The 23304-nt window shown below is 66.4% G+C and carries 20 protein-coding genes and 1 pseudogene; 17 read left to right on the top strand and 4 right to left on the bottom strand.

What is annotated here, in order from left to right; translation table 11 throughout:
- Nucleotides 1–222 precede the first annotated feature (222 nt).
- Nucleotides 223–2145, top strand: coding sequence for an ExeM/NucH family extracellular endonuclease (locus DQ353_RS12015; protein WP_113762986.1), 1923 nt, complete (start codon nt 223–225; stop codon nt 2143–2145).
- Between the two features lie 210 nt (nt 2146–2355).
- Here the strand turns inward: DQ353_RS12015 and DQ353_RS12010 are convergent, their stop codons facing one another.
- A complete protein-coding gene (locus DQ353_RS12010) occupies nt 2356–3600 on the bottom strand; it encodes a heparan-alpha-glucosaminide N-acetyltransferase domain-containing protein (RefSeq protein ID WP_113762985.1) in 1245 nt (414 codons plus the stop codon).
- 64 nt (nt 3601–3664) lie between these two features.
- On the opposite strand from DQ353_RS12010, the gene dapA reads away from it, so the two are divergent.
- The 6 genes and pseudogenes from dapA to DQ353_RS11970 all read left to right on the top strand — a co-directional run bounded on the left by dapA (nt 3665) and on the right by DQ353_RS11970 (nt 12865).
- On the top strand, nt 3665–4582 hold the full coding sequence (gene dapA / locus DQ353_RS12005) for a 4-hydroxy-tetrahydrodipicolinate synthase (protein WP_113762984.1): 918 nt from the start codon (nt 3665–3667) through the stop codon (nt 4580–4582).
- Nucleotides 4583–4597: 15 nt separating this feature from the next.
- Nucleotides 4598–6304: a ribonuclease J gene (locus tag DQ353_RS12000; protein ID WP_113762983.1), complete on the top strand. Its 1707-nt coding sequence runs from the start codon at nt 4598–4600 to the stop codon at nt 6302–6304.
- Between the two features lie 229 nt (nt 6305–6533).
- Nucleotides 6534–8005, top strand: a pseudogene (locus DQ353_RS22600) (DUF2252 family protein).
- Between the two features lie 15 nt (nt 8006–8020).
- Complete coding sequence (locus tag DQ353_RS11980; RefSeq protein WP_113762980.1) at nt 8021–9238, top strand: YycP family beta-propeller protein; 1218 nt, start codon at nt 8021–8023, stop codon at nt 9236–9238.
- A gap of 88 nt (nt 9239–9326) precedes the next feature.
- Nucleotides 9327–9818: a DUF2975 domain-containing protein gene (locus tag DQ353_RS11975; RefSeq protein ID WP_113762979.1), complete on the top strand. Its 492-nt coding sequence runs from the start codon at nt 9327–9329 to the stop codon at nt 9816–9818.
- Nucleotides 9819–9985: 167 nt separating this feature from the next.
- Nucleotides 9986–12865, top strand: coding sequence for an FtsK/SpoIIIE family DNA translocase (locus DQ353_RS11970; protein WP_113762978.1), 2880 nt, complete (start codon nt 9986–9988; stop codon nt 12863–12865).
- On the opposite strand, the gene DQ353_RS22595 is transcribed toward DQ353_RS11970, so the two are convergent.
- A complete protein-coding gene (locus DQ353_RS22595; RefSeq protein WP_502696398.1) occupies nt 12852–13154 on the bottom strand; it encodes a zinc ribbon domain-containing protein in 303 nt (100 codons plus the stop codon). The two genes, DQ353_RS11970 and DQ353_RS22595, sit on opposite strands and share 14 nt — an antisense overlap.
- Before the next feature lie 15 nt (nt 13155–13169).
- Here DQ353_RS22595 and DQ353_RS21680 point away from each other — a divergent pair, with 15 nt between their 5' ends.
- A complete protein-coding gene (locus DQ353_RS21680; RefSeq protein WP_181578358.1) occupies nt 13170–13331 on the top strand; it encodes a hypothetical protein in 162 nt (53 codons plus the stop codon).
- A 70-nt stretch (nt 13332–13401) separates the two neighbouring features.
- Here DQ353_RS21680 and DQ353_RS11960 read toward each other — a convergent pair whose 3' ends face one another.
- Nucleotides 13402–13695, bottom strand: coding sequence for a hypothetical protein (locus DQ353_RS11960; RefSeq protein ID WP_113762976.1), 294 nt, complete (start codon nt 13693–13695; stop codon nt 13402–13404).
- Nucleotides 13696–14311: 616 nt separating this feature from the next.
- On the opposite strand from DQ353_RS11960, the gene pgsA reads away from it, so the two are divergent.
- The 9 genes from pgsA (at nt 14312) to dapF (ending at nt 22115) form a co-directional block, all read left to right on the top strand.
- Nucleotides 14312–14923, top strand: coding sequence for a CDP-diacylglycerol--glycerol-3-phosphate 3-phosphatidyltransferase (gene pgsA, locus DQ353_RS11955; RefSeq protein WP_113762975.1), 612 nt, complete (start codon nt 14312–14314; stop codon nt 14921–14923).
- A 52-nt stretch (nt 14924–14975) separates the two neighbouring features.
- Nucleotides 14976–15488, top strand: a complete 513-nt coding sequence (locus DQ353_RS11950) for a CinA family protein (protein WP_113762974.1) — start codon at nt 14976–14978, stop codon at nt 15486–15488.
- Between the two features lie 207 nt (nt 15489–15695).
- Nucleotides 15696–16121: a helix-turn-helix domain-containing protein gene (locus DQ353_RS11945; RefSeq protein ID WP_071215828.1), complete on the top strand. Its 426-nt coding sequence runs from the start codon at nt 15696–15698 to the stop codon at nt 16119–16121.
- Between the two features lie 141 nt (nt 16122–16262).
- Entirely contained in the window at nt 16263–16487 is a 225-nt protein-coding gene (locus tag DQ353_RS11940; protein ID WP_113762973.1) for a DUF3046 domain-containing protein, read from the top strand.
- Nucleotides 16488–16687: 200 nt separating this feature from the next.
- On the top strand, nt 16688–17734 hold the full coding sequence (gene recA / locus DQ353_RS11935) for a recombinase RecA (RefSeq protein ID WP_071215826.1): 1047 nt from the start codon (nt 16688–16690) through the stop codon (nt 17732–17734).
- Between the two features lie 4 nt (nt 17735–17738).
- A complete protein-coding gene (locus DQ353_RS22590; RefSeq protein WP_353616692.1) occupies nt 17739–18608 on the top strand; it encodes a regulatory protein RecX in 870 nt (289 codons plus the stop codon).
- A 55-nt stretch (nt 18609–18663) separates the two neighbouring features.
- On the top strand, nt 18664–20181 hold the full coding sequence (miaB, locus tag DQ353_RS11925; RefSeq protein WP_113762972.1) for a tRNA (N6-isopentenyl adenosine(37)-C2)-methylthiotransferase MiaB: 1518 nt from the start codon (nt 18664–18666) through the stop codon (nt 20179–20181).
- Between the two features lie 10 nt (nt 20182–20191).
- Nucleotides 20192–21091 (top strand): tRNA (adenosine(37)-N6)-dimethylallyltransferase MiaA, encoded by a 900-nt coding sequence (gene miaA, locus DQ353_RS11920; protein ID WP_113762971.1) that lies wholly within the window; start codon nt 20192–20194, stop codon nt 21089–21091.
- 67 nt (nt 21092–21158) lie between these two features.
- Nucleotides 21159–22115 (top strand): diaminopimelate epimerase, encoded by a 957-nt coding sequence (dapF, locus tag DQ353_RS11915; protein ID WP_113762970.1) that lies wholly within the window; start codon nt 21159–21161, stop codon nt 22113–22115.
- Between the two features lie 21 nt (nt 22116–22136).
- Here the strand turns inward: dapF and DQ353_RS11910 are convergent, their stop codons facing one another.
- A complete protein-coding gene (locus DQ353_RS11910) occupies nt 22137–22754 on the bottom strand; it encodes a class I SAM-dependent methyltransferase (protein ID WP_113762969.1) in 618 nt (205 codons plus the stop codon).
- Nucleotides 22755–23304: the final 550 nt, after the last annotated feature.

The following is a 23304-nucleotide window of genomic DNA, read 5'->3' as shown; positions in this document are numbered from 1 at the left end:
TTGGGCACGCGGATGACGGCCTCCGTTTCCCCCATTTCGGGGACCAAACACCTGGACGTGGCGCACCTCATGGACTTGGATGGTTCAATGTCCATCAAGCGGTGGGGCCGGCGGGGTTCAATCCCCATTCATGTCCGGTTCACCTGCGGATGATCGAATCTGTTCGGGCTACACACCGTGCGCCACCGCGCCACGGAGACAACGACGAGCTAGGGGAAATCCATGAAGAACCGCGCAACAAATGCGTTGGCCACCGCGACCTTGGCGGCCTCGATGGCGATGGGGTCCATGGCCCCGGCCATGGCGGCCGATAACCAGCCAACCTCCATCGAGGCAATCCAGGGGACGGGTTCCGCAAGCGAATTGGCCGGACAGCAGGTGACGGTTCGCGCCGTGGTCACCGGCGCCTACGCCGAGGGCGGCATCCGCGGCTTCTACGTCCAGACCGCCGGCAGCGGCACCGAGATTTCCCCCGAGGGCAGCTCGGGCATCTTCGTCTTCTCGCCAAGCGGCGTGGCCAAGGTTGCCGTGGGCGACCACGTCCAGGTCTCCGGCACGGTCAGCGAATACTTCGGGCTGACCCAGATCAGTGCCTCGGCCTCCGGCGTCACAGTGCTCACCGAGCCGGCCGACGCGATCAAGCCGCTGGCCATCGAGATCCCCTCGACGGACAGCGAGCGCGAGCGCGTGGAATCAATGCTCATTGATCCGCAGGGACAGTGGACGGTCGCCGACAACTACTCGCTGAACCAGTTCGGCGAACTCACCCTCGCCCAGGGAACAAGCTCGATCCTCCCCGGGGAGCGCACCCTGCGCCAGGCCACCGATGCCTTTGCCCCGGGCAGCGCCCAGGCCCTGGCCCTGGAAGCCGAGAACGAGCAGCGCGCGCTGCTGCTGGATGACGGCGCCACCTTGAACTTCCTCGGCTCGAGCTCCAACAAGTCCGTTCCGCTTCCGTACATCTCGGCCGACCGGCATGTCAGTGTCGGTGCCGAGGCAACCTTCACCGGGCCGGTCATCATGGACTACCGCTACGACCTGTGGCGGTTCCAGCCCCAGGGCCAGATTGTCGGTGCCGAGGATGCGGACATCCCGGCAGCCTTTGCCCAAGCCAGCGACGCGGAGCCCGCGGATGTCGGCGGCAACCTCAGCGTCGGCAGCTTCAACGTGCTGAACTACTTCACCACCACCGGGGACCAGCTTTCGGGCTGCACCTACTACACCGACCGTGCGGGCGAGCCGGTCACCGTGCGCGGCGGGTGCGATGCACGCGGCGCCGCCAACGACGCAAACCTTCAGCGGCAGCAGGCCAAGATCGTCTCGGCGCTGAACAAGTTCGACGCCGACGTCGTGGTCCTGGAAGAGATCGAGAATTCCGCCCGCTTTGGGCTGGACCGCGATGAAGCGCTGTCCACCCTGGTGGGTGCGCTGAACCGGGCAGCGGGTGCACAGCGGTGGACGTACGTGCCAAGCCCCGTTGCGGTTCCGGCCGACGAGGACGTCATCCGCACCGCGATGATCTACAAGAACGCAGCCGTGAAGCCCATCGATGAATCGGTCATTCTGGATGACGCGGCATTCGACAACGCACGCGAACCCTTGGCGCAGGCCTTCCAGCGCGTTGGGGGAAATTCCAAGACCCGCTTCCTGGTCGTGGCCAACCACTTCAAGTCCAAGGGCTCGGATCCGAAGGACGGTTCGGCGAACGCCGATCAGGGCGACGGTGCGGGAGCCTGGAATGCCGCGCGCGTTGAGCAGGCCAAGGCGCTGGTGAAATTCGCGGAAGGGCTGAAGAAGGAACGCAACACCAACAAGGTGCTGCTGGCCGGGGACTTCAACTCGTACTCCGCCGAGGAACCGATCCAGGTGCTGGCCCAGGCCGGATACGTGGACCTCGGTGCCAGCGCTCCCACCCGCAGCTACCTCTTCGGCGGCCGCACCGGTTCCCTGGACCACATTCTTGGTTCAAGCGAGGTGGCACAGCACGTCACGGGGAAAACCATCTGGAACATCAACGCCACCGAGTCCGTGGCGTACGAATACAGCCGCTACAACTACAACGTGGCCCAGCTGTTCTCCCCGGACCAGTTCCGCTCCTCGGACCACGATCCGGTGCTCGTGGGATTGCAGTTGAACAAGAAGTAGGAACCAGGGAAGGGGGCGGTGGATCGAAGAGTTGTGAGGCTCCGTGGTTCCGGCGTTGTCTGGATCTGCGGAGCCCCACGTGGTTTCCTGCAGAGCCTTTCATGCAGCGATAGGCCCATCGCGCAGCAGATGTTGAAGTGCTCAAGCGCTATGCCTACACACCCAGAGGTGATATTGGAGTCATGGCACGCAGCGGCCCGCGAATCGGGCTTACTCGCTGCGTCCCAGCGTCCGCGACACCGAGTGCACCAGCGCCTCGAGCGGACCGCGCCTGCCCAGGAACTTCAAGACCAGCCCGGCGAGCAGGCACGCGACCGCGTAGATGATGAACAGGCTGGTGCGCGGCAGCGGGGCGGAGACATCGCTGAACAAATCCAGGCCCACCAGGTGCGCCGAATACAGCGTGAGCGTTGCCGCCCCCGCCCCGGTCAGCGGCCACAACAGCATCTCGCCGACCGAGCCAAGCAGCGCGGCGAATGCCAGGCACACCAATTGCACCGCTCCCAGCACCGCCAGGGCGCAGCCGGCCACATGCAGCACGTCCAACGGTGCGCCGGTGTGCGGTGCGGACACGGCCAGGAACCAGGGCGTGTCCATGGCCCCGCCCAGCCGCTGGCCCGTCGCCATCGCCACCGAGAGATCATTTCGTCCCAGGTCGGTGGCCTTGGCCAGCGAGGCCATGGCCCCGGGCTGGGCCAGCAGCCACGCGGAAAGCGCCTTGGCACCCACCGCCAGCACGGCCCCGGCGGCCCCGATGGCCAGCGCCACCGGCGGGCGGGCCAATCCCAGGCGCCCCACGCACAGCCCGGCCAGGATGAAGCCGAACCACACGAGCACCGGGAAGTAGCCGGTGACCAGCACATCGGCGGCGAACACCGCGGGGGTGAGCAGGTCTTCCGGCAGGGGCGAGGCGCCCAGCCGGTAGGGATCGAGCACCCCGGAAAGCCAGGGGCGCAGCAGGTACAGCGCGAGGGGGGAGAACAGCAGCCAGCCGGCGGCCCAGAGCCCCAGGGTCCTGGCGCGCATGTTCAGGAACGGGATCGCGCAGGCGAAGAGGACCCCGTAATGCACCAGGATCACCGCCACGTTGGTGTCCAGGATCCCCAGGCCCAGGCCGATCACGAAGATCAGCACCCCCCGCACGGCCACGCTCCTCCTGACCCCGGCCAGCTTCGGCGCACCGATCTTCGCCGACCCGCCGGACAGCAGCGCGAGCCCGACCCCGGCCAGCACCACAAAGAGGGCCGAGGCCCGCCCGGAAAACAGCGTGGCGGCCCACGAGGGCGCCGCGGCGCCCTCGGCCGTGATGATCCGCAGCGGCATGATGTGCACCGCAACCATCCCCAGCAGCGCCAGGCCGCGCGCCGCGTCGACACCGGCAATCCGGGTGCGGGCACCGCGCCCGGAGCCGGCGGCAGTACGTGCGGAGGCGCCCGGGGTGGAGAATTGCGTCATGTTTACAGCCTAAACGCATGTGCCGAATCAAGCCTTGCCGCGCGCAAAGGGTAACCTTGGAGTCATGGCTGAAACTGCGTTGCATACCCCGGGCAAGAACTACACCTTCGGAACGGTGCTCACCGCCATGGTGACTCCCTTCAAGGAAAACGGGGAGGTCGACTACGAGTCGGCCGCTAAGCTGGCCACCAAGCTTGTCGACGACGGCTGCGACGGACTGGTCGTCACGGGCACCACCGGGGAAACCTCCACGCTGACCGACGAGGAAAACCTCGGCATGTTCAAGGCCGTGAAGGACGCCGTCGGGGACCGCTGCAAGGTCATTGCCGGGACCGGCACCAACGACACCGCCCACTCGATTGCGCTGTCCAAGCGCGCCGCCGAAATCGGCGTCGACGGACTTTTGATCGTCACCCCGTACTACAACAAGCCCTCGCAAGCCGGCATCCAGGCCCACTTCGAGGCCATCGCCTCGGCCACCGAGCTGCCGGTGATGCTCTACGACATCCCCGGCCGCGCCGGGGTGGCCATCACCCCCGAAACCATCATTGCGCTGTCCAAGCACCCGAAGATCGTGGCGCTGAAGGACGCGAAGGCCGACTACCAGTCCACCACCACCGTCCTGGCGAACACCGACCTGGACGTGTACTCGGGCGACGACGGACTGACCCTGCCGCTCATGGCTGCAGGCGCCGTCGGCGTGGTCTCGGTGACCGCGCACGTGGCAGCGGCCAAGTACCGCATCCTGGTTGACGCGATGCTCGCCGGGGACCTGGCCACCGCACGTGCGGCCCACTTCGAGCTGGACCCGATCCAGCGCGCGGTGATGAGCCACGTCCAGGGCGCCGTCGCGGCAAAACACATTCTTAACTGGCAGGGAGTCCTGCCGAACACCGTGGTCCGGCTGCCGCTTGTGGCACCGTCGGAAACGGAACTCGAATCCATCCGCACCGATTTGCGCGAGGGCGGATGGGAGATCTAGAAAGGTAATTCATTCATGACCGATTCCACTTCAGTGGTCACCGATACGGTGCTCCACAACCTTCCGCCCAAGCTCAAGCCGGGCACCTTGCGCATCGTGCCGCTCGGTGGCCTGGGCGAGATCGGGCGGAACATGGCCGTCTTCGAAATCGACGGCAAGCTGCTGATCGTCGACTGCGGACTGCTCTTCCCCGAGGAGCACCAGCCGGGCGTGGACGTCATCCTGCCCGATTTCAGCTACATCAAGGACCGCCTCGATGACGTCGTCGGCCTCGTGCTCACCCACGGGCACGAGGACCACATCGGTGCCGTACCGTACCTTTTGCGCCTGCGCGGGGACATCCCGCTGATCGGCTCGCGCCTGACCCTCGCGCTGATCTCGGCCAAGCTGGAGGAGCACCGCATCAAGCCGGTGCTGCGCCAGGTTGTCGAGGGCGATGTGGAGACCTTCGGCCCGTTCGAGACCGAGTTCATTGCCGTCAACCACTCGATCCCGGACGCGCTTGCCGTGTTCATCCGCACGGATGCAGGCAACGTGCTGCACACCGGCGACTTCAAGATGGACCAGCTGCCGCTGGACGGCCGCATCACCGACCTGCGCCACTTCGCCCGCCTGGCAGACGAGGGCGTCGACCTGTTCATGCCCGACTCCACCAACGCGGACGTTCCCGGCTTCACCACTGCCGAGAAGGAAATCGGCCCGGTGCTCGAGGCCCTCTTCGGCCGGGCGCGCAAGCGCATCATCGTCGCCTCGTTCTCCTCGCACATGCACCGCGTGCAGCAGGTCATCGACGCCGCCCAGGTGCACGGGCGCAAGGTCGCCTTCATCGGCCGTTCCATGGTGCGCAACATGACCATCGCCGAGAAGCTTGGCTACCTGCACATCCCCGCCGGGATCCTGGTGGACATGAAGAACGTGGACAAGCTGCCGGACAACAAGGTCGTGCTGATGTCCACCGGTTCGCAGGGCGAACCGATGGCCGCGCTCTCGCGCATGGCCACCGGCGACCACCGCATCCAGGTCGGCCCGGGCGACACCGTCATCCTGGCCTCCTCGCTGATCCCGGGCAACGAGAACTCGGTGTTCCGCGTGATCAACGGCCTGATGCGCCTGGGCGCGGACGTCATCCACAAGGGCATGGCCAAGATCCACGTCTCGGGCCACGCCTCGGCCGGCGAGCTGCTGTACTGCTACAACATCCTGCAGCCGCTGAACGTGATGCCGATCCACGGCGAAACCCGCCACCTGATCGCCAACGCCCGCCTGGCCGCCCAGTCCGGCGTGCCGGCGGAGAACGTGCTGCTCACCGAGGACGGCTCGGTCGTGGACCTCAAGGACGGCGTGGCCAAGCTCGTGGGCCAGGTCGACTGCGGGTTCGTCTACGTGGACGGCTCCAAGGTCGGCACCATCACGGACGACGACCTCAAGGACCGCGTCACGCTGGCCGAAGAGGGCTTCATCTCGATCATCTCGGTGATCAACCGCCAGACCGGCAAGCTGATCTCCGGACCCGAGATCCACGCCCGCGGCGTGGCCGAGGACGACAACGTCTTTGACGAGATCAAGCCGAAGATCGCCGAAGCCATCGAGGACGCGGTGCGCAACAACCCGACGCACACCACGGCCCAGCTGCAGCAGATCGTCCGCCGGGTCATCGGCTCGTGGGTGTCGCGCAAGCTGCGCCGCAAGCCCATGATCGTTCCGGTCGTGCTCGAGGCGTAGGCCCGAAGCACGACAACCGGACCGTGGCCACGGTCCTGCCTTTTGGGGGCGGGACCGTGGCCACGGTCTTTGGACCACTGGCCCGGTCCCTGCCGGCGGGCAACCCGCCGCCGCAGCGAGGACTGGACCCCGCGATGCGTTGGCAACGGCAGCCCCAGGAGAACCGCGGAACGAGTTGCCCGGACCCGGCAGGTTCCGGGATGCGGGGGCACGCACCCTCGAGGGGGAAATGGATGCCGGCCGCGCCGCCCGAAAACTCCTTCCGCGCGGCACCCACGCGCAATTCAGGCCACCGCCCGACCGGGATCCGCTCGGGCTCATCGCCGAACCAAACCGGCAGCGCATCCCCGGGTTGGTTCCCCTGCGGATGGGGCGGATGCTTGCCAGCCCGTTCGGGTTCCACCGCGGAACGGCAGCGCTCCAGACCGCCGACCTGGCCAACTTCGCCCTGTTTGCCTCGCCGCAGCGCAACATGGTGTTCGACCCCAATGATTCTGGCGAAACAGCGCCCGGGCCCTGGGAATGGGAGGTGAAGCGCCTTGTGGCAAGCGTCGTGGTCGCCGGGGAACACCACGGCTATTCACCCAGGAAGGTCCTGGACGCGGCCACCGAGGCCGCCGCGTCCTGCCGGAGGGGGACCCGAGAGTTCCTCAAACTCGATGTCCTTGAACGGTTCCACCTCAGCGGGGACGTGAACCTGTCCAGGGGCAGGCGTTGCCGGTGTTCGCAGCAGACCACCGACAAGGCACTCAAAGCCGGGCATAAGCGCACGGCACGCCGCGTCGTGGAAAATCAACGATCCGGGACGCGGCCGGCAGGCTCTCGGTCGTTGAGGACCCGCCAACCCCCATGCACGATCCCGCGGCCACCGAAGACCTGGTCGCCCGCATTCTCGAGTGCTACCGGCAGAGCGTGCCGCCCGACATCTTTCTGCTGCACTCGCACTGCCGCATCGCCGACGTGGCGCGGCGGGTGCTCGGGGTCGGCAGCGTCGGCATCCGGTGACACATCGCGATCTTCGAGGGGCCGAACCAGGAACCCCCTGGTGCTCCAGATGAAGCAGGCAGGCAGGTCGGTGGTCAACGAGTACGGCGGCATCGGCCCCCCCCCGCGATCGGGGAACGGGCGGGCACCGACGGTCCCGGGTTCCGCGTGTGCACCAGCCAACGGATCCTGCAGGCAGTGTCCGACCCGTTCCCCGGCTTCGTCACCCGTGACGAGCGTGCCTACCACCTTCGCCAGTTCCACGACCGCAACATCTTCTTCGACCTCGAGGCCCTCGATGCCGGCTTGTTCACCGACTACGTGGACGCCTGGGCCGCCACCCTGTGCCGTCACCCTGGGCCGCGCGCACCCCCAAAGCCCCAACGCGGCGTTCATCGCCGGCTACCTGGGTGCAGGCGACGCGTTCGACACGGCGATTGCCGCCTGGTCGATTGCCCACGCCAAGTAATCCCTGGCCGACTACGAAGCGTTGCGCGAGCAGGTGCAGGCCGGGCCCGTGGCCGGCTGAGCCGGAGGGTGCAGGCAGCGCAAGGAGGCTTTTCCCAGGATCATGCCAGGGATCTTTCAGGCGAAACACCCCATGTGGCGACGGGTTTGGCGTCCTTTCATGAAATCCTTGCCGGAGGACCAAGACGGGGTGCCTGGCAAGATCCCGCGCCCTTGGTGGAATGCCCAGTGGGAGGGCCCGACGCCTGAACGAAACGAGCCCGGATGTTTGCACGCAGAAAAGCCCGACTGTTCCTTCCGCTGATGCTGGTGCTCGCCACGACCGGATGCGGCCTACCGGGTACCGAACCGTTGAAGAAAGCCGTCGTTGACGGCCAGGAAATGAACCTTGAGGGCAGCGTCGCCGCCTTCTACCTCAGCCGCCAGTCACGTGAATTCCGCCGGAGCGGGCCCAACGGCTACCTCGTTCTCGTCGACGGGGACGGGGAACTGCGGGCGTTGGAGACCTCCGGCATGGACAATGCCCAGGTCGACTGGTCGGAACACGGGCTGGTGTTCGCCGACACCGCCAACGACTACCACCTGCAAGACACGCTCCGCGCCGTGCCCAGCACCAAGACAGACTTCCAGCAGGCGATGTCGGGCCTGGGCGCCGGAAAGTCGCTTGGACTCTACAACGAAGGATCCAGCGAGAACGGATACACCGAACAGGCCGTCGCATCCTCCGCCGACGGGTCGACGCTTCGGGACGTGAAAGGCTTCTACCAGGTCACCGGGTACTGCGACGGGACGCTCGTTGGGTTGGCGGAGCCCACGGGGCCATACGCCCAGGAAGCCGCACGGCTCGGCCACACACCCATGGGGGAGTACTCGTACCGCAGCCTGATGCTCAGCCGCTTGAGCGGAACCCCGGACGGGGCCGAGGACGTCGTCGGCATCCGGGAAGTCGACGAAAGCTCCCAGGACGCAACGGATGCACCATGCGTCGAGGGGAAGCTGCACCACCTGGCGACCACATACGACACAGCCGGCATCCCGAAGCCGGTCATTCGCTCCTGGGATGTTGCTACGGCTTCCTTCACGCAGCATGACATCGTCCTTTCCCCGGGCACACCTGCCCTCGAACACGGCGACCTCGGGTTCCAAAACCAGGGATATTCCAGGGAATCGGTGCGGGAGGGCAACCTTGACTGGGTCGCCATTGACGGGCGGGTGATGTCCACCAGTCTTGGAACCGGCCGCACCGTGGTCCTCTTTGCCCTTGCGGCGGACGGCTACGCCGACCGTTCCTCGCAAAATTCGGTTGAATTCACACCCACGTCGATTGCCGTGATGACCACGGGCCCCGACGGAAGGACCGTTTCGTTCGTCCAATACGACAGGACCACCGGGGAGGAATTGCGGCGCTTCGAGCTGCCGGCTGTCGCCAAGGCGCTCGGAACCGGGCTGGCGCTCCGGGACCTTGCAGTGCGCCCCGACTGACCTGGAGCCACCCACGGGAGCACCCGGGTACGCAAGGCGGTACCTCCGGACCATTGCTTCGGGCCCGGTTCCGTCCAAGACCCGGGGCATGGACAGGTTCTCGAACGATCTTTTGCGCTTCACGCTGGTCCTGGTCGGGCTCTGCCTGCTGCTGGGCCAATTCCTGGTTCCGGTCATCGCCTCGGAAACGGGCGTCGAGTTCCCCGTGGTCGCGCACCTGGTGCTGCCGTACTCGGTGGCGGGCATCCTTTCCCTGGTCGTGCTCGAGCTCGGACTGGTGCCGGTCTGGCGCCTGGTCTCGCTCGTGGCGACCGGGAACATCTTCACCGACGGTGCCGTGGGATGGGTCAATGCGGTCATCGCCTGCCTGGCCACGGCAACCGCCATCCCTGCCCTGGTGATGTTCCACCTGCTGTTCATCGTCGGCCTGGGCGGACCGGGAGTGCTGCTGGCACTCGGGGCCGTGCTGCTCGGCGGCAGCGCCCTGGCGCTGCTGCTGGTGGTGATGCGAGGGCTGCTCGCCGACGCCATCGCCAACCGGCACGAGCTTGACATCCTCATCGACGCCCATGGCCGCTGACCCCGGACACCGAATCGCGCCCCGCGCTACGGGAATCGGGAACCAGTCCGCCCGGCTCGCTCGGGAAGCTGCCCGCACCCGGGCTGTGACGATTCTCCAGCGCCCCGGTTCCCCGTCGAACCGTGTAAATTCGGGGTTCGGGCACCCGTGGGCGATACCCTAGAGCCATGGCCCCACGTACTTCCTCGCAAGGCGAGGGGAAAACGACCACGCGCAAACCGCGTGCCTCGAACTCCTCCGCCAAGACGACCAGAAACTCCAAGAGCACCCCCGCAGCGATCGAACACGACTTCCCGCTGCCGGTGCGCATGGTGCGTTCTGCCTGGATGGGCATCGCGCGTGTCACCGGCGGGGCCTTCCGCAAGATCGGCCGCGACGTGCACCCGGACTACGAGGTGCGCCGCGACGGAACCGGGCTCTTCCTGGTCATCATCGCCATCGTCATTGCCTCCGTGGAGTGGTGGGGGCTGCGCGGGGTCGGCTGGTACGGCGGCTTCGTGCACGCCGTGGCCGGGGGGACCTTCGGGTTCATGGCCGCGCTCATGCCGCCGATCCTGATCATCGGCGCCATCCGGCTCTTCCGCTGGCCCGAGGAACACCGCGCCAACAACCGCGTGGGCATCGGCCTGGCCCTCGGTTCCCTGGCCGGGTCCGGGATCTCCCACGTGGTCGGGGGACTTCCTCCGGTCTCCGCACCCTTCGATGTCCTCTGGGGCGCCGGGGGAGTGCTCGGGGCGCTGGCCACCGTCCCGTTGGCCGGGCTGATCTCCGCCCCCGGCGCAATGACCGTGATGATCGCCCTGGCCCTGTTGAGCCTGATGATCCTCACCGCCACCCCCTTCCGGCACATCCCCGCACGCTTCCGCGAGGGCTACGAGAAACTCATGGGCCAGGCCCCCGAGGCCGGCGCCAACACGGGCGTGGACCTGGGCGCCGAGGACCACGACCAGTCCTACCTCTACGAGGAACAGGCCGCGGCGAAGAAGCCGCGCAAGAAGATGCGGCTCTTCGGCAAGGACCGCGACGAGGCGGCCATCGCCGCCGAGGACCTCCTGGGCAACACCGGCGAGGGCGCCTACGACACCGCGGTCATCACCGACAAGCACGGCGCACCAGTGGACCCGATGGACTTCTACGCCGACGACGCCGACACCGACTCCGAACCGGCCATCCGCCCCGGGGTGCGCCGCCCCACCAAGGACGAACGCGAACGCGCAGCCATCATGGAATCCGTGGGCCTGGGCACCGAGCCCGAGGCCGACACCCAGGCCATGAGCGCCATCGACCTGACCAGCTACGACAACGATGCCACCGGCGCAATGGAGCAGGTCCCCTCGCGCCCCGCGGCGGCCCCGCTGCCGCCGATCCCGGCGCGCACCGAACAGCTCCAGCTCTCGGGGGACGTCACCTACACGCTGCCGGCCTCCGACTTCCTGCCCGCCGGCCCGCCGTCCAAGGAACGCTCCGAGGCCAACGACGCGGTCGTCGCGGCGCTGACCGACACCCTGGACCAGTTCAAGGTCGACGCGAAGGTCACCGGGTTCTCCCGCGGCCCGACGGTCACCCGCTACGAGATCGAGCTCGCCCCGGGCACCAAGGTCGAGCGCGTCACCGCCCTGTCCAAGAACATCTCCTACGCCGTCGCTTCCTCGGACGTGCGCATCCTTTCGCCGATCCCCGGCAAGTCGGCGATCGGCATCGAGATCCCCAACGCGGACAAGGAAATTGTCGTGCTGGGCGACGTTTTGCGCAGCCACAACGCCCGCAAGACCGACCACCCGATGGTCATGGGCGTGGGCAAGGACGTCGAGGGCGGCTTCGTGGTCGCCAACCTGGCCAAGATGCCGCACCTCTTGGTGGCGGGTGCCACCGGTGCCGGCAAGTCCTCGTTCGTGAACTCGATGATCACCTCGATCCTGATGCGCGCGACCCCCGATGAGGTCCGCATGGTCATGGTCGACCCCAAGCGCGTGGAACTGACCGCCTACGAGGGCGTCCCGCACCTGATCACCCCCATCATCACCAACCCGAAGAAGGCCGCCGAGGCCCTGCAGTGGGTGGTCAAGGAGATGGACACCCGCTACGACGACCTGGCGAACTTCGGGTACAAGCACATCGACGACTTCAACAAGGCCGTGCGCAACGGCAAGGCCGTCCCGCCCGAGGGCTCCAAGCGGATCATGAAGCCCTACCCGTACCTGTTGGTCATCGTCGACGAGCTCGCCGATTTGATGATGGTCGCCCCGCGCGACGTCGAAGACTCGATCGTGCGCATCACCCAGCTGGCCCGTGCCGCCGGCATCCACCTGGTGCTGGCCACCCAGCGCCCGTCCGTGGACGTGGTCACCGGGTTGATCAAGGCCAACGTGCCCTCGCGGATGGCCTTTGCCACTTCCTCGGTCACCGACTCCCGCGTGGTCCTGGACCAGCCGGGCGCGGAGAAGCTGCTGGGCCAGGGCGACGCCCTGTTCCTGCCCATGGGCACCTCCAAGCCCATGCGCGTGCAGGGTGCCTGGGTCACCGAATCAGAGATCCAATCCGTTGTTGAGCACGTCAAGGGGCAGCTGAAGGCCGAATACCGCCACGACGTGGCCCCCGAGGTGCAAAAGAAGCAGATCGACGACGACATCGGGGACGACTTGGAGCTGCTGCTGCAGGCCACCGAGCTGGTGGTCACCACGCAGTTCGGCTCCACTTCGATGCTCCAGCGCAAGCTGCGCGTGGGCTTCGCCAAGGCCGGACGGCTCATGGACCTGCTCGAATCCCGCGGCGTCGTGGGACCCTCCGAGGGTTCCAAGGCCCGCGATGTGCTGGTCAAGCCCGACGACCTGCCCGAGGTCCTGGCCGCGATGCGCGGGGACGAAACCGGCGCCGGCGACGTGGTCCCGACCGCGACCGAGGCCGCCCTGGCGGAGAACGCCAACGCCAACCACTACGGCACCGACCTGGTCGCCGAGGACCTCGACGGCTTCGAACAGGCGGTCGACTACCACGACGGCGCGGACGAGGAGGGGTCGGACGACGCCTGGAACCTTACCGGAAGGTGAACCACGTCGGGTCTGAAGAACCCGGCGCTTCGTGTTTCAACGACCGCCGCTCGGCCCGGATGAATCCGAAGTCCATCTGTGCCTCACGGTGTGTATCGGTCTGCGCGCGCGTTGCTTCCCTGCGTTCCACGGGTAGTGTTGCGCCCATCCGGATCATGTGCCCGGAGGCGTGGGTGTCGCGGTCCGCGGTGTAGCCGCAGAATCTGCACGTGAAGGTCCGTCGGTCGACCGGGGTCTTGGTCTTGCGCCCGCAGACGCATGTGGCCGTGGTGGCCATGCGCCGGGGCAGGACAGTGACCCGGTCGTGGTCAACAAGCTTGGCGTTGGCGCATTCGTGGTCATCGGTGAATTGGGATTGTCCGCGTATCCTGAGCCGGCGGGGGATGTTCTGGATCTTGACCCGGCCGGGTTTCTTGGCATCGAAGCGGTAGGTGATCCCGTGCTGCTTTCAAATCCAGGGAAGTGACCTCGGTGCAGAAGCCCAGCCGGCCGACCTTGCGCCCGCGTTTCTTGGCGGCGGCCAAGGCCTTGAGGTCTTAGCGCACCTGGGTCAGGGTGGACTGCTTCATCTGCGAGTCCAGGAACCGAAAGGCGCGCTCCACCGGGGTGCGGTCCTTGGGCAGGACGGTGAGGGTGGAACCCCGCTCGTAGGCCAGGGGCCCGACCGGGTGGCCCAGTGCGGCGTTGCGGATCCATTTGGCCTCGACGAACACCATCTTCAGGGCCTTGCGCTGGGTGGAGGTGGGTTTGTTGGCCACGATTTTCAGGTCGTACACGCGGCAGACCTGTGTGGCGCGCTTGGTGAGGGTGGTTTTCCGCGTGGCGGCCATGGCGGCGTCCTTCGTCAGCCGGGCTTGGTCGCTGACCCGGGGGCCGTGCCGGCTTTGTTCGTGGTCACGTTGTTTCCCACCACCGATCCAATGGGAATCTTGCCCACCTCATACCCGAAGTAAGATCCGAATGAAAGACATGAATGGGGTGGTCTTCGAATCTCATTCGAATGCCGGCACCCGCCTGCTGTACCGTCTGGTGTTCTCCACCAAGTCCCGTCGCAAGGTCCTGGCCGGGTAGAGGGAGGCGTCTACGACTGCTTGCGGGAACCCCGGAAGGAATCCGATTCCAAGATCCTGAGGATGGGCGGGGATCTGGGTGGGAATGTCGACCTGCTCATCACCTTGAAATCGGCACTTTCCTTGAAACGGGTCACGCGGTGTGCGAAATTGCTCAGCACCCACAAGCCCTGGGAGGCTGAACCCACAGTCCTTGACCAGCACTGCCGGGGTCCTAGATTCCGGAGCGGGTCCGGCGGTTACTTCACCTCACCGCTCGGCTACGCCGACACGGCTGCTTCCGCCGCCCACATCAGCAATCGGGTCAGCTGGTGGCGCTCCCATCATCGAGCTTCTACGGGCTCGACGTCTTCCTACGCTCAGGTAGCCTTGAAGCGTGACTGAAACCCCAGCGAACCCGACACCGGCCCACGTGCCGACCCTGAACATCGCCAATGTGCTCACCACCCTGCGCATCATCATGGTCCCGTTCTTCATCTGGGCCGTGGTGGCCGACGACAAGGAATACGGCCTCATGCGCTGGGTGGCCCTGGTGATCTTTGCCGTGGCCATCTACACCGACAAGCTGGACGGGGACCTGGCCCGCAGCCGCGGGTTGATCACCAACTTCGGCAAGATCGCCGACCCGATCGCCGACAAGCTGCTCACCGGCTCCGCGCTGGTGATGTTCTCGATCCTGGGCGAGCTGTCCTGGTGGATCACCGGGGCGATCCTGGTGCGCGAATGGGGCATCACGGCTGTGCGTTTCATCGTCATCCGCTACGGAGTCATGGCCGCCTCGCGCGGCGGCAAGCTCAAGACCGTGCTGCAGGCGGCGGCGATCCTGCTCTACCTGCTGCCCTGGGCACACACCATCGGCTGGGTCGGGACCGCGGCGTTCATCGTGATGCTGCTGGCCCTTGCCGCCACAATCATCACCGGCATCGACTACCTCTTCAAGGCCTGGCAGCTGCGTTCAGCCTCCGTCGGCCGGACGCAGAAGCAGTAACGCTTCTTGCCCCTGCCAATTCACCACTCCATCATGCGCAAAGGAGCTTGACATGACACCCCCGCCGGAACCGCTGGAACTCCAGGCGCTGGCCCGCACCGTGGTTGCCACGGCCAAGGCCCAGGGAGTGACCCTGGCCACCGCCGAGTCGCTGACCGCCGGCATGATTGCCGCCACCCTCGCCGAGGTTCCGGGGGCCTCTGCCGCGCTGGCCGGCGGCGTGGTCAGCTACTCCAGTGCAGTGAAGGCCAACGTCCTGGGCGTGGAGGCGAAGCTGCTGGCGGAGCGGGGTTCGGTGGACGGGGAAGTGGCCCGGCAAATGGCCCAGGGCGCACGCCGGGTATGCGGGGCGGACGTGGCGGTCTCGGCCACGGGAGTCGCGGGCCCCGACGCCCACGACGGCAAGCCCGTGGGCACGGTCTTCCTGGGGTGGGCTTCCGGGAGCGGCAGCGGATTCACCGAGCACCACTTCACCGGGGACAGGGCCCGGATCCGAACCTTGAGCACGGTCTCCGCTCTTGAACTGCTTTCTTCCCACCTTGCGCCCAGCAGCCACACAGCTTGATGGGGGATGGTTGCAATGAATCGTTTTATGACTCGATTACGGAACGATTCACGGTTGTTGTGGAAAAACACCCGCAGCAATGGCTAAGGTGGGGGCGTGGGAACAAAAAACGACCCCCGGCAGTTGTAACCCATGACGGGCACAAAAAAGTGGCCCGCACCGATCGCCCCACAAGGCATTAGGACCGGAGAACAAAAGGCAATGCACATGGTCAAGCAACCAGTATCGGTAAACGGTGTGGTCCGTTGGCGTGATGTGGGCCTACAGAGCGAGGTCCGCCGAGACAAAGAGGAGCGCAAGATGGTAGTCCTTCGACATGAAATCGGTGACGTCCTTCGTGACGTTCGTCAACGCCAGGGCCGCACCTTGCGCGAAGTCTCCCACAGCGCCCGCGTCTCCCTTGGATACCTTTCCGAGGTCGAACGTGGACAGAAGGAAGCCTCATCCGAGCTTCTCTCCTCGATCTGTGGCGCCCTCGAGGTGCCGCTTTCACTGATGCTTCGCGAGGTCAGCGACCGCGTGGCCATCGCCGAAGGCATCACCATTCCGGATACGGTCCCCGTGGACCTGACCAGCGAATTCGCTGGTGACTATCCGGTTGAACTCGGCAAGCGCCTGGCACCGAGCCACTAGCCCCACGACATCCGGAGCCAGTGTTTCACCTGGCATCCGCATCATCGGCCCCCGCGCCGGCATTCAAGGTCTTGCGATCTTCGAAGCCGGGCGGGGGCCTTTTGCTTAAAGCCCCCAGGAACCCGTGGCACAATTGCGAGGGTGCGATTGAGTGATTTCTGGCGTCTGATGGACGACGAGTTCGGTGCGGGCTATTCCCGCACATTGGCCACTTCCCTGGTGCTGGCCGAGGTGGGCGGCGTCACCGCCGCCGATGCGCTGGGCAAGGGGGTCGCCCCCAGGAAGGTCTGGCAGGCCGTGTGCAGGATCCAGGACGTCCCGCCCGAGCGCTGGCTGGGACGCGACGTCGATCCCAAGGAATCCTAGGGAATAATCGCCACGCGCACCGAATCCGTTCGAATATCTGTTCGGAAGAGTGTATTGTTCATAATGAAGATTCGTTCGGCGTCTGTCGTGGGTTATGCACAGTGCGAACGCCCGAAATCCAAAGTGTCGGCCCCGGGTCGTACGCTCAGGAACAGACATAGAGCAACGGTCCCACGGGGCCCCAACAACCGAGGTGGACAATGGCCATTGGTAAAGATCGCGAGAAGGCTCTCGAAGCCGCTCTCGCACAGATCGACAAGCAGTACGGCAAGGGCTCGGTCATGCGACTGGGCGACAAGACCGTAGCGCCCATTGCAGCCATCCCCACCGGCTCGGTGGCACTCGACATCGCGCTGGGCATCGGAGGGCTTCCGCGTGGCCGCGTGGTGGAGATCTACGGCCCGGAATCCTCCGGCAAGACCACGGTCGCCCTGCACGCGGTGGCCAGCGCCCAGCGACTGGGCGGCATTGCCGCGTTCATCGATGCCGAGCACGCACTGGACCCGGAATACGCGAAGAAGCTGGGTGTCGACACCGATGCGTTGCTGGTCTCGCAGCCGGACACCGGCGAGCAGGCCCTGGAAATCATGGACATGCTCGTGGGCTCCGGCTCCGTGGACATCGTCGTGATCGACTCCGTGGCAGCACTGGTGCCGCGCGCCGAAATCGAAGGCGAAATGGGCGACAGCCACGTTGGCCTGCAGGCCCGCCTGATGAGTCAGGCGCTGCGCAAGATCACCGGACGCCTGTCCCAGACACAGACGACCGCGATCTTCATCAACCAGCTGCGCGAGAAGATCGGCGTGATGTTCGGCAGCCCGGAAACCACCACCGGTGGCAAGGCACTGAAGTTCTACGCCTCGATCCGCATCGACGTACGCCGCATCGAAACCTTGAAGGAAGGCACCGTCCCGGTCGGCAACCGCACGCGCGCCAAGATCGTGAAGAACAAGATGGCCCCGCCGTTCAAGCAGGCCGAATTCGACATCATCTACGGCCTGGGCATCTCGCGCGAAGGCAGCCTCATCGACATCGGCGTGGACCAGGGCTTCGTCAAGAAGTCCGGCGCCTGGTTCACCTACGACGGCGACCAGCTGGGCCAGGGCAAGGAAAACGCGCGGAAGTTCCTGCGTGACAACCCGGATCTCGCCAACGAACTCGAACGCCAGATCCTCGAGAAGCTCGGCATTGGCCAAGCACCCGAGGACAAGGGCGAAGATACGTTGCGCGTGGTCAAGGGGTCCTAACTCCGTGGGCACCACCAAAAACCAGGGCGGTTCGTCCGGCTCCCCGCAGGGAGCCGAACGGCCGCTTTGGTCGTTCCCGGCAGACGGCAATTCGGACTGGGGAGACCCGACCCAGATTCCCGCCTGGGCGCACAGCCAGGCGGCCGCTGCGGCCCCGCTAGCCGAGCAGGCCCCCGGGCCACCCGAAACCAAACCCGCCTTCGGCGAACGGGCCGGATACGCCGGACGCGGCTCCTCGCGCACCTCGCGCGGTGCCGGGGGCACCGGTGCGTGGGGCAGCGGCGGCCGCTCCGCCCGGGCCGGCGCCAAGCGCAGCACCCCGAAGGCACCGCGGACCCGCGAGCGGACGCCGCGGGAAGCCAAGGAACCGATCGAGCTGACCGACGAGCAGTACGCGTCCAAGGGGCGCTCCATCGTGCTGCGCCAGCTCACGGCCTCTGCCAAGAGCCGCGCCCAGCTGAAGACCAAGCTCCTGGAAAAGGAGATCCCCGAGCACATCGCCGAGGAACTGCTGGAGCGCTTCGAGGAGATCGAACTCGTCGACGACGAGGCCTTCGCCGAGGGCTGGGTCCGTTCCCGTGCCCGCAGCCGCGGCCTGGCACGCTCGGCGATCAAGCGCGAGCTGCGGGAAAAGGGCATCGAAGGCGAGCTGGCCGAAAGCGCGCTGGAACAGATCGACGACGAATCCGAGGAAGAAACCGCCCGCGACCTCGTGGAACGCAAGATGCGGGCCCCGTCGACGGGGGTGGACCGGGAGAAAAGCGTGCGTCGGCTCGTGGGCATGCTGGCCCGGAAAGGCTACTCGCCCTCCGTCGCGTTCCGCATCGTCAACACCGCCTGGGATGAACGCTTCGGTCCCGACGCGGAGCAATAGCACCGGGAGCCGACTTGTTCGGCCCCCGGCAGGGGCGATTGGGTACCCTTGAGGGGTGACTGCGAGCATTTCAATTTCCCATGAGCAAGATTCAGCCGTATCGACACGCACGTACGAGGTGCGGACCTACGGATGCCAGATGAATGTCCACGATTCCGAACGGCTGGCCGGCCTGCTGGAGGCCAGCGGCCTGTCCAGACAGGAAACCGGCGACGGGATCGCCGATGTCGTGGTCTTCAACACCTGCGCCGTTCGGGAAAACGCCGACAACAAGCTCTACGGAAACCTTGGGATGCTCTCCCACGTCAAGGAAAAGCGCCCCGAGATGCAAATCGCCGTCGGCGGTTGCCTGGCCCAGAAGGACCGCGAAACGATCCTGAAGAAGGCCCCCTGGGTGGATGTGGTCTTCGGAACCCACAACGTCGGCTCCCTGCCGGCATTGCTGGAACGCGCCCGCCACAACAACGAAGCCCAACTGGAGATCCTCGAATCCCTGGAGGTCTTCCCCTCCACGCTTCCCACCAAGCGGGACTCGGTGCACTCGGGCTGGGTATCGATCTCCGTGGGCTGCAACAACACCTGCACCTTCTGCATCGTCCCCGCCCTGCGCGGCAAGGAACGCGACCGCCGCCCCGGGGAAATCCTGGCCGAGATCGAGGCACTGGTCGCCGACGGCGTCATCGAGGTGACCTTGCTGGGGCAGAACGTCAACTCCTACGGCGTGGAATTCGGGGACCGACTGGCCTTCGGGAAGCTGTTGCGCGCCTGCGGGCAGATCGAGGGACTCGAACGCGTGCGCTTCACCAGCCCGCACCCCGCCGCGTTCACCGACGACGTCATCGAGGCCATGGCCGAAACCCCCAACGTCATGCCGCAGCTGCACATGCCGTTGCAATCCGGCTCGGACAAGGTCCTCAAGGACATGCGCCGCTCCTACCGGTCCAAGAAGTTCCTTGGCATCCTGGAGAAGGTCCGGACCCTGATCCCGCACGCCGCCATCACCACCGACATCATCGTCGGTTTCCCCGGGGAAACCGAGGAGGACTTCCAGGGAACCCTGGATGTGGTCGAGGCCTCGCGCTTCGCCAGCGCTTTCACCTTCCAGTACTCCAAGCGACCCGGCACCCCCGCGGCCGAATTGCCCGACCAGCTGCCCAAGGCCGTGGTGCAGGAACGCTTTGAGCGCCTCACGGCCCTGCAGGACCGGATCTGTGCCGAGGAAAACGCCAAGCAGGTCGGGCGCACCGTCGAGGTGCTGGTCACCGAGCACGCCGGGCGGAAGTCCACCGAAACCCACCGGCTCAGCGGCCGTTCCACCGACCAGCGTCTCGTGCACTTCTCCGTCCCCGCCGGAGGGGAAACCCCGCGCCCCGGCGACCTGGTCACCGTTCCGGTGACAGGATCGGCTGCCTTCCACCTGGTCTCGGACCCCGCCACGCTGGCCGAATACTCGGTGCGCCGCTCGCGGGCCGGCGACGCCTGGGACCGCTCGCAGGCCGAATCCTGCGGCACCGGCACCACCGGCACCACCGGCGTCTCGCTGGGCATGCCCGCCCTGCCGGCACGCAAGTAGGTCGCCGACCATGACATTGCCGGTCATTGCCGTCCTGGGACCAACCGGAACGGGCAAATCCGACCTGTCGATCGCCCTGGCCCAGGAACTGGGCGGGGAAATTGTCAATGCCGACGCCCTGCAGTTCTACCGCGGCATGGACATCGGCACGGCCAAGCTCCCCGAGGATGAGCGCGGGGGCATCGCCCACCACCTGCTCGACATCATGGAGGTGCGCCAGGAAGCCAGCGTGGCACGCTTCCAAGCCGAGGCCCGGGGGGCCTTTGCCCAGATCCGTGCCCGCGGGCACGTGCCCATCCTGGTCGGCGGGTCCGGCCTGTATGTGCGCGCGGCCCTGGACGAGATCGATTTCCCGCCCACCGACCCGGTGGTTCGCCAACGCCTGGAGGCCGAGGCCGCGGCAGGCGGTATCGAAGCGCTGGCCCAGCGGCTGGCCGCCGTCGACCCGGACTCGGCGGCCCGCAACCTGGATGACAGGCGCCTGATCCGTGCCTTGGAAGTCCACGAAATCAGCGGCAAGCCCTTCAGCTCCTTCATGCCGCAACGGCAATACCATGCCCCGGCCATCCAGATCGGACTGAACATCGACCGCTCGCTGCTGCATGCGCGGCTGGAGACCCGGGTGGCGCGGATGGTCGAGCAGGGCCTGCTCGAGGAGGTCCGCAGACTTGATTCGCAGGGGCTGCGGGAGGGCAAAACCGCCTCGCGGGCCATCGGCTACGCCCAGTTCCTGGCGGTGCTCGATGGAACGATGTCCCTGAAGGACGCCGCGGAAAAGACCGTCATCGCCACGCGCCAATTCGCAAGGCGCCAGGTCACCTGGTTCGGCGCCGATGATCGGGTCGCCTGGTTCGACCCGCTGGCACCCTCCCTGGTTCCCGGGGTCCTGGCCCGCATCCGCGCATCCTGATCCGGGGCACGGCCCCGGTAGGGGTAAAAATAGGCCGCGGGGTTTTGCTGCACGTATTCTTGAAACCATGAGATCGACCGAACCCGCCACCAGCACCGCCCACACCCTCCAAGCGGCGGTGGGCAGGCTTCCCTATGCCAAGGGGCATGGCACGGGAAACGACTTCATCCTCGTTGCCGACCCGCTGGATGTGCACAGCATCGAGCCCGGGCAGGTCGCCCGGATGTGCGACAGGCACCGGGGGATCGGCGGGGACGGGCTGATTCGCGCAGTCCCCTCCAGCGCCCTGCCCGAGGGCCGGGCGATCCTGGAAACCCGCCCCGACGCCTATTGGTTCATGGACTACCGCAACGCCGACGGATCCCTGTCGGAAATGTGCGGCAACGGCGTGCGGGTGTTCGTGCACTTTTTGGTCTGCGAAAACCTCGTGGAGATGCCGGTGGGCGCAACGCTTCCGATTGGCACGCGCGGGGGCCTGAAAATCGTCACGCGTCTGGAAGACGGCTACGCCGTGGACATGGGCACCTGGGAATTCATCCATGCGCAGGCCGCGGCGACCAACGGCCTGGACTCCCGGGTGGAAACCACCGGGCTCGCCAACGCCCGCGGGGCCTTGAGCGTGTCCATGGGCAACCCGCACACCGTCGTGGCGATCGCCGACGCCGGCGAGCTGGAGGGCATCGAACTCACCACGACCCCCGGGGTCGATCCGCTGCCCCCGCACGGGACGAACGTCGAATACGTGCTGGCCGCCGACCCGCTGGTGAGCGGGGGCCGCGGCTCGGTGCGCATGCGCGTGCACGAACGCGGCGTCGGCGAGACGCTCTCCTGCGGCACCGGCGCCTGCGCGGCGGCCATCGCCACCCGGCACTGGGCCCAGACCCACAACATCCGGCAGTGGTCGGTCCAGGTTCCCGGAGGAGAGCTGGGCGTCGGTTTCGTCGATGGCCCCGACGGGCTCGAGCACGTGGTGCTCAGCGGCCCCGCGGTGCTGGTGTCCCGGGGCGAGGTCTCGGCAGCCTAAGGCCCTTGCCCCGAAGGAATCCTAGGATCCCTTCGGGCGTACGACCTTCAAGATCCGGAATGCCTTGTCCGTCGAGACCCGGCCGATGCTCCAGTCTTGCGGCAGGACCGTGCCCAGCCATTTCTGCAGCGAGTCCGCACCCAGGTTCTTTTGCACCACCAGCCAGGCCTCCCCGCCCGGGGACAGGCGCGGCAGCCACAGCAACAGCAGCTCGTGCAGCGCCTCCTTGCCGATCCGGATCGGCGGGTTGGACCAGATGGTGTTGTAGGTCTGGGCCGGATCGACGTCATCCGGAAGGGCGACCACCACGTTCTTCAGGCCCAGGGCCGCTGCGTTGTCCCGGGTCAGCGAGAGGCTTCGCTCATTGACATCGACCGCGTGGATGGTTGCCCCCGGTGAGGCCAAGGCCATGGAGAGCGCGATCGGTCCCCAGCCGCAGCCGATGTCCAGGAGGTTCCCCTCGGTCGCCGGGGCCGGAACACCGCGCAAAAGCACCGCGGTTCCCTTGTCAATCCGGTCGGGGCTGAACACGCCGCCGGACGACTGCAGCTTGCGCGTGGCACCGCCCAATTCGACGCTGATGGTGCGCCGCTTCTCTGGAGTGGACGGTTGGGCGCTGAAATAGTGTTCCGGGCTCATGTTTGCAGGTTAACCGGCCACGGGTGACAAACCCAAACCCAAGGCCCCAAACGCGGCCCGGGTTCAGTGTGAGATGCCTCAAGGTGCATCGGGGAACAAAGTGATAGAGTTTTCCCTATGACTTACTTGTAAGACGCGACCGAACGCACTTCAGTCCCCGCATCCTTCCCCGGGCCCGATCCAGGGAAGTCGATCAGGCCGGACCGTTCGGCGGAGCGCCCAAAAGTCATTTCACGGCATCCAGTCCGAGAAAACTCGCATCGTTTTCGTCGCCGGCCCCGCGAACCCACCCAGGCCGCACCGGATGAACCATGGCCACAGGTGCCCCCGCGACACCGGAACCACCACCACCATCGAAGCAACCCGGGGACCGCGCCTCGCGAAGCGGCCCGGTCCCAGCATCCAGGGCAAACCGTTGCACACGGTGCCCATCCAAGGAGCCACCATGCATACGTCCGACAATCGCCACACCCAAGACAACCAATCCACGCACGAAGGCGCTTCTGTCGGTGCGGGGCACTATTCTGGAATACAGCAAGCAAAGGGGAAC

This window comes from Arthrobacter sp. AQ5-05 (genome assembly GCF_003287975.1).
Taxonomy (GTDB): domain Bacteria; phylum Actinomycetota; class Actinomycetes; order Actinomycetales; family Micrococcaceae; genus Paeniglutamicibacter.
This window is presented reverse-complemented; position numbering and strand designations above follow the sequence as displayed.

Coding starts and splice junctions, on each gene's coding strand:
- DQ353_RS11980 (WP_113762980.1), top strand. CDS start 8,021: ATGTTTGCACGCAGAAAAGCCCGACTGTTCCTTCCGCTGATGCTGGTG.
- recA (WP_071215826.1), top strand. CDS start 16,688: ATGGCCATTGGTAAAGATCGCGAGAAGGCTCTCGAAGCCGCTCTCGCA.
- dapA (WP_113762984.1), top strand. CDS start 3,665: ATGGCTGAAACTGCGTTGCATACCCCGGGCAAGAACTACACCTTCGGA.
- DQ353_RS11975 (WP_113762979.1), top strand. CDS start 9,327: ATGGACAGGTTCTCGAACGATCTTTTGCGCTTCACGCTGGTCCTGGTC.
- DQ353_RS12000 (WP_113762983.1), top strand. CDS start 4,598: ATGACCGATTCCACTTCAGTGGTCACCGATACGGTGCTCCACAACCTT.
- DQ353_RS11950 (WP_113762974.1), top strand. CDS start 14,976: ATGACACCCCCGCCGGAACCGCTGGAACTCCAGGCGCTGGCCCGCACC.
- dapF (WP_113762970.1), top strand. CDS start 21,159: ATGAGATCGACCGAACCCGCCACCAGCACCGCCCACACCCTCCAAGCG.
- DQ353_RS12015 (WP_113762986.1), top strand. CDS start 223: ATGAAGAACCGCGCAACAAATGCGTTGGCCACCGCGACCTTGGCGGCC.
- miaA (WP_113762971.1), top strand. CDS start 20,192: ATGACATTGCCGGTCATTGCCGTCCTGGGACCAACCGGAACGGGCAAA.
- DQ353_RS11960 (WP_113762976.1), bottom strand. CDS start 13,695: ATGGCCGCCACGCGGAAAACCACCCTCACCAAGCGCGCCACACAGGTC.
- DQ353_RS11970 (WP_113762978.1), top strand. CDS start 9,986: ATGGCCCCACGTACTTCCTCGCAAGGCGAGGGGAAAACGACCACGCGC.
- DQ353_RS11910 (WP_113762969.1), bottom strand. CDS start 22,754: ATGAGCCCGGAACACTATTTCAGCGCCCAACCGTCCACTCCAGAGAAG.
- DQ353_RS11945 (WP_071215828.1), top strand. CDS start 15,696: ATGGTCAAGCAACCAGTATCGGTAAACGGTGTGGTCCGTTGGCGTGAT.
- DQ353_RS12010 (WP_113762985.1), bottom strand. CDS start 3,600: ATGACGCAATTCTCCACCCCGGGCGCCTCCGCACGTACTGCCGCCGGC.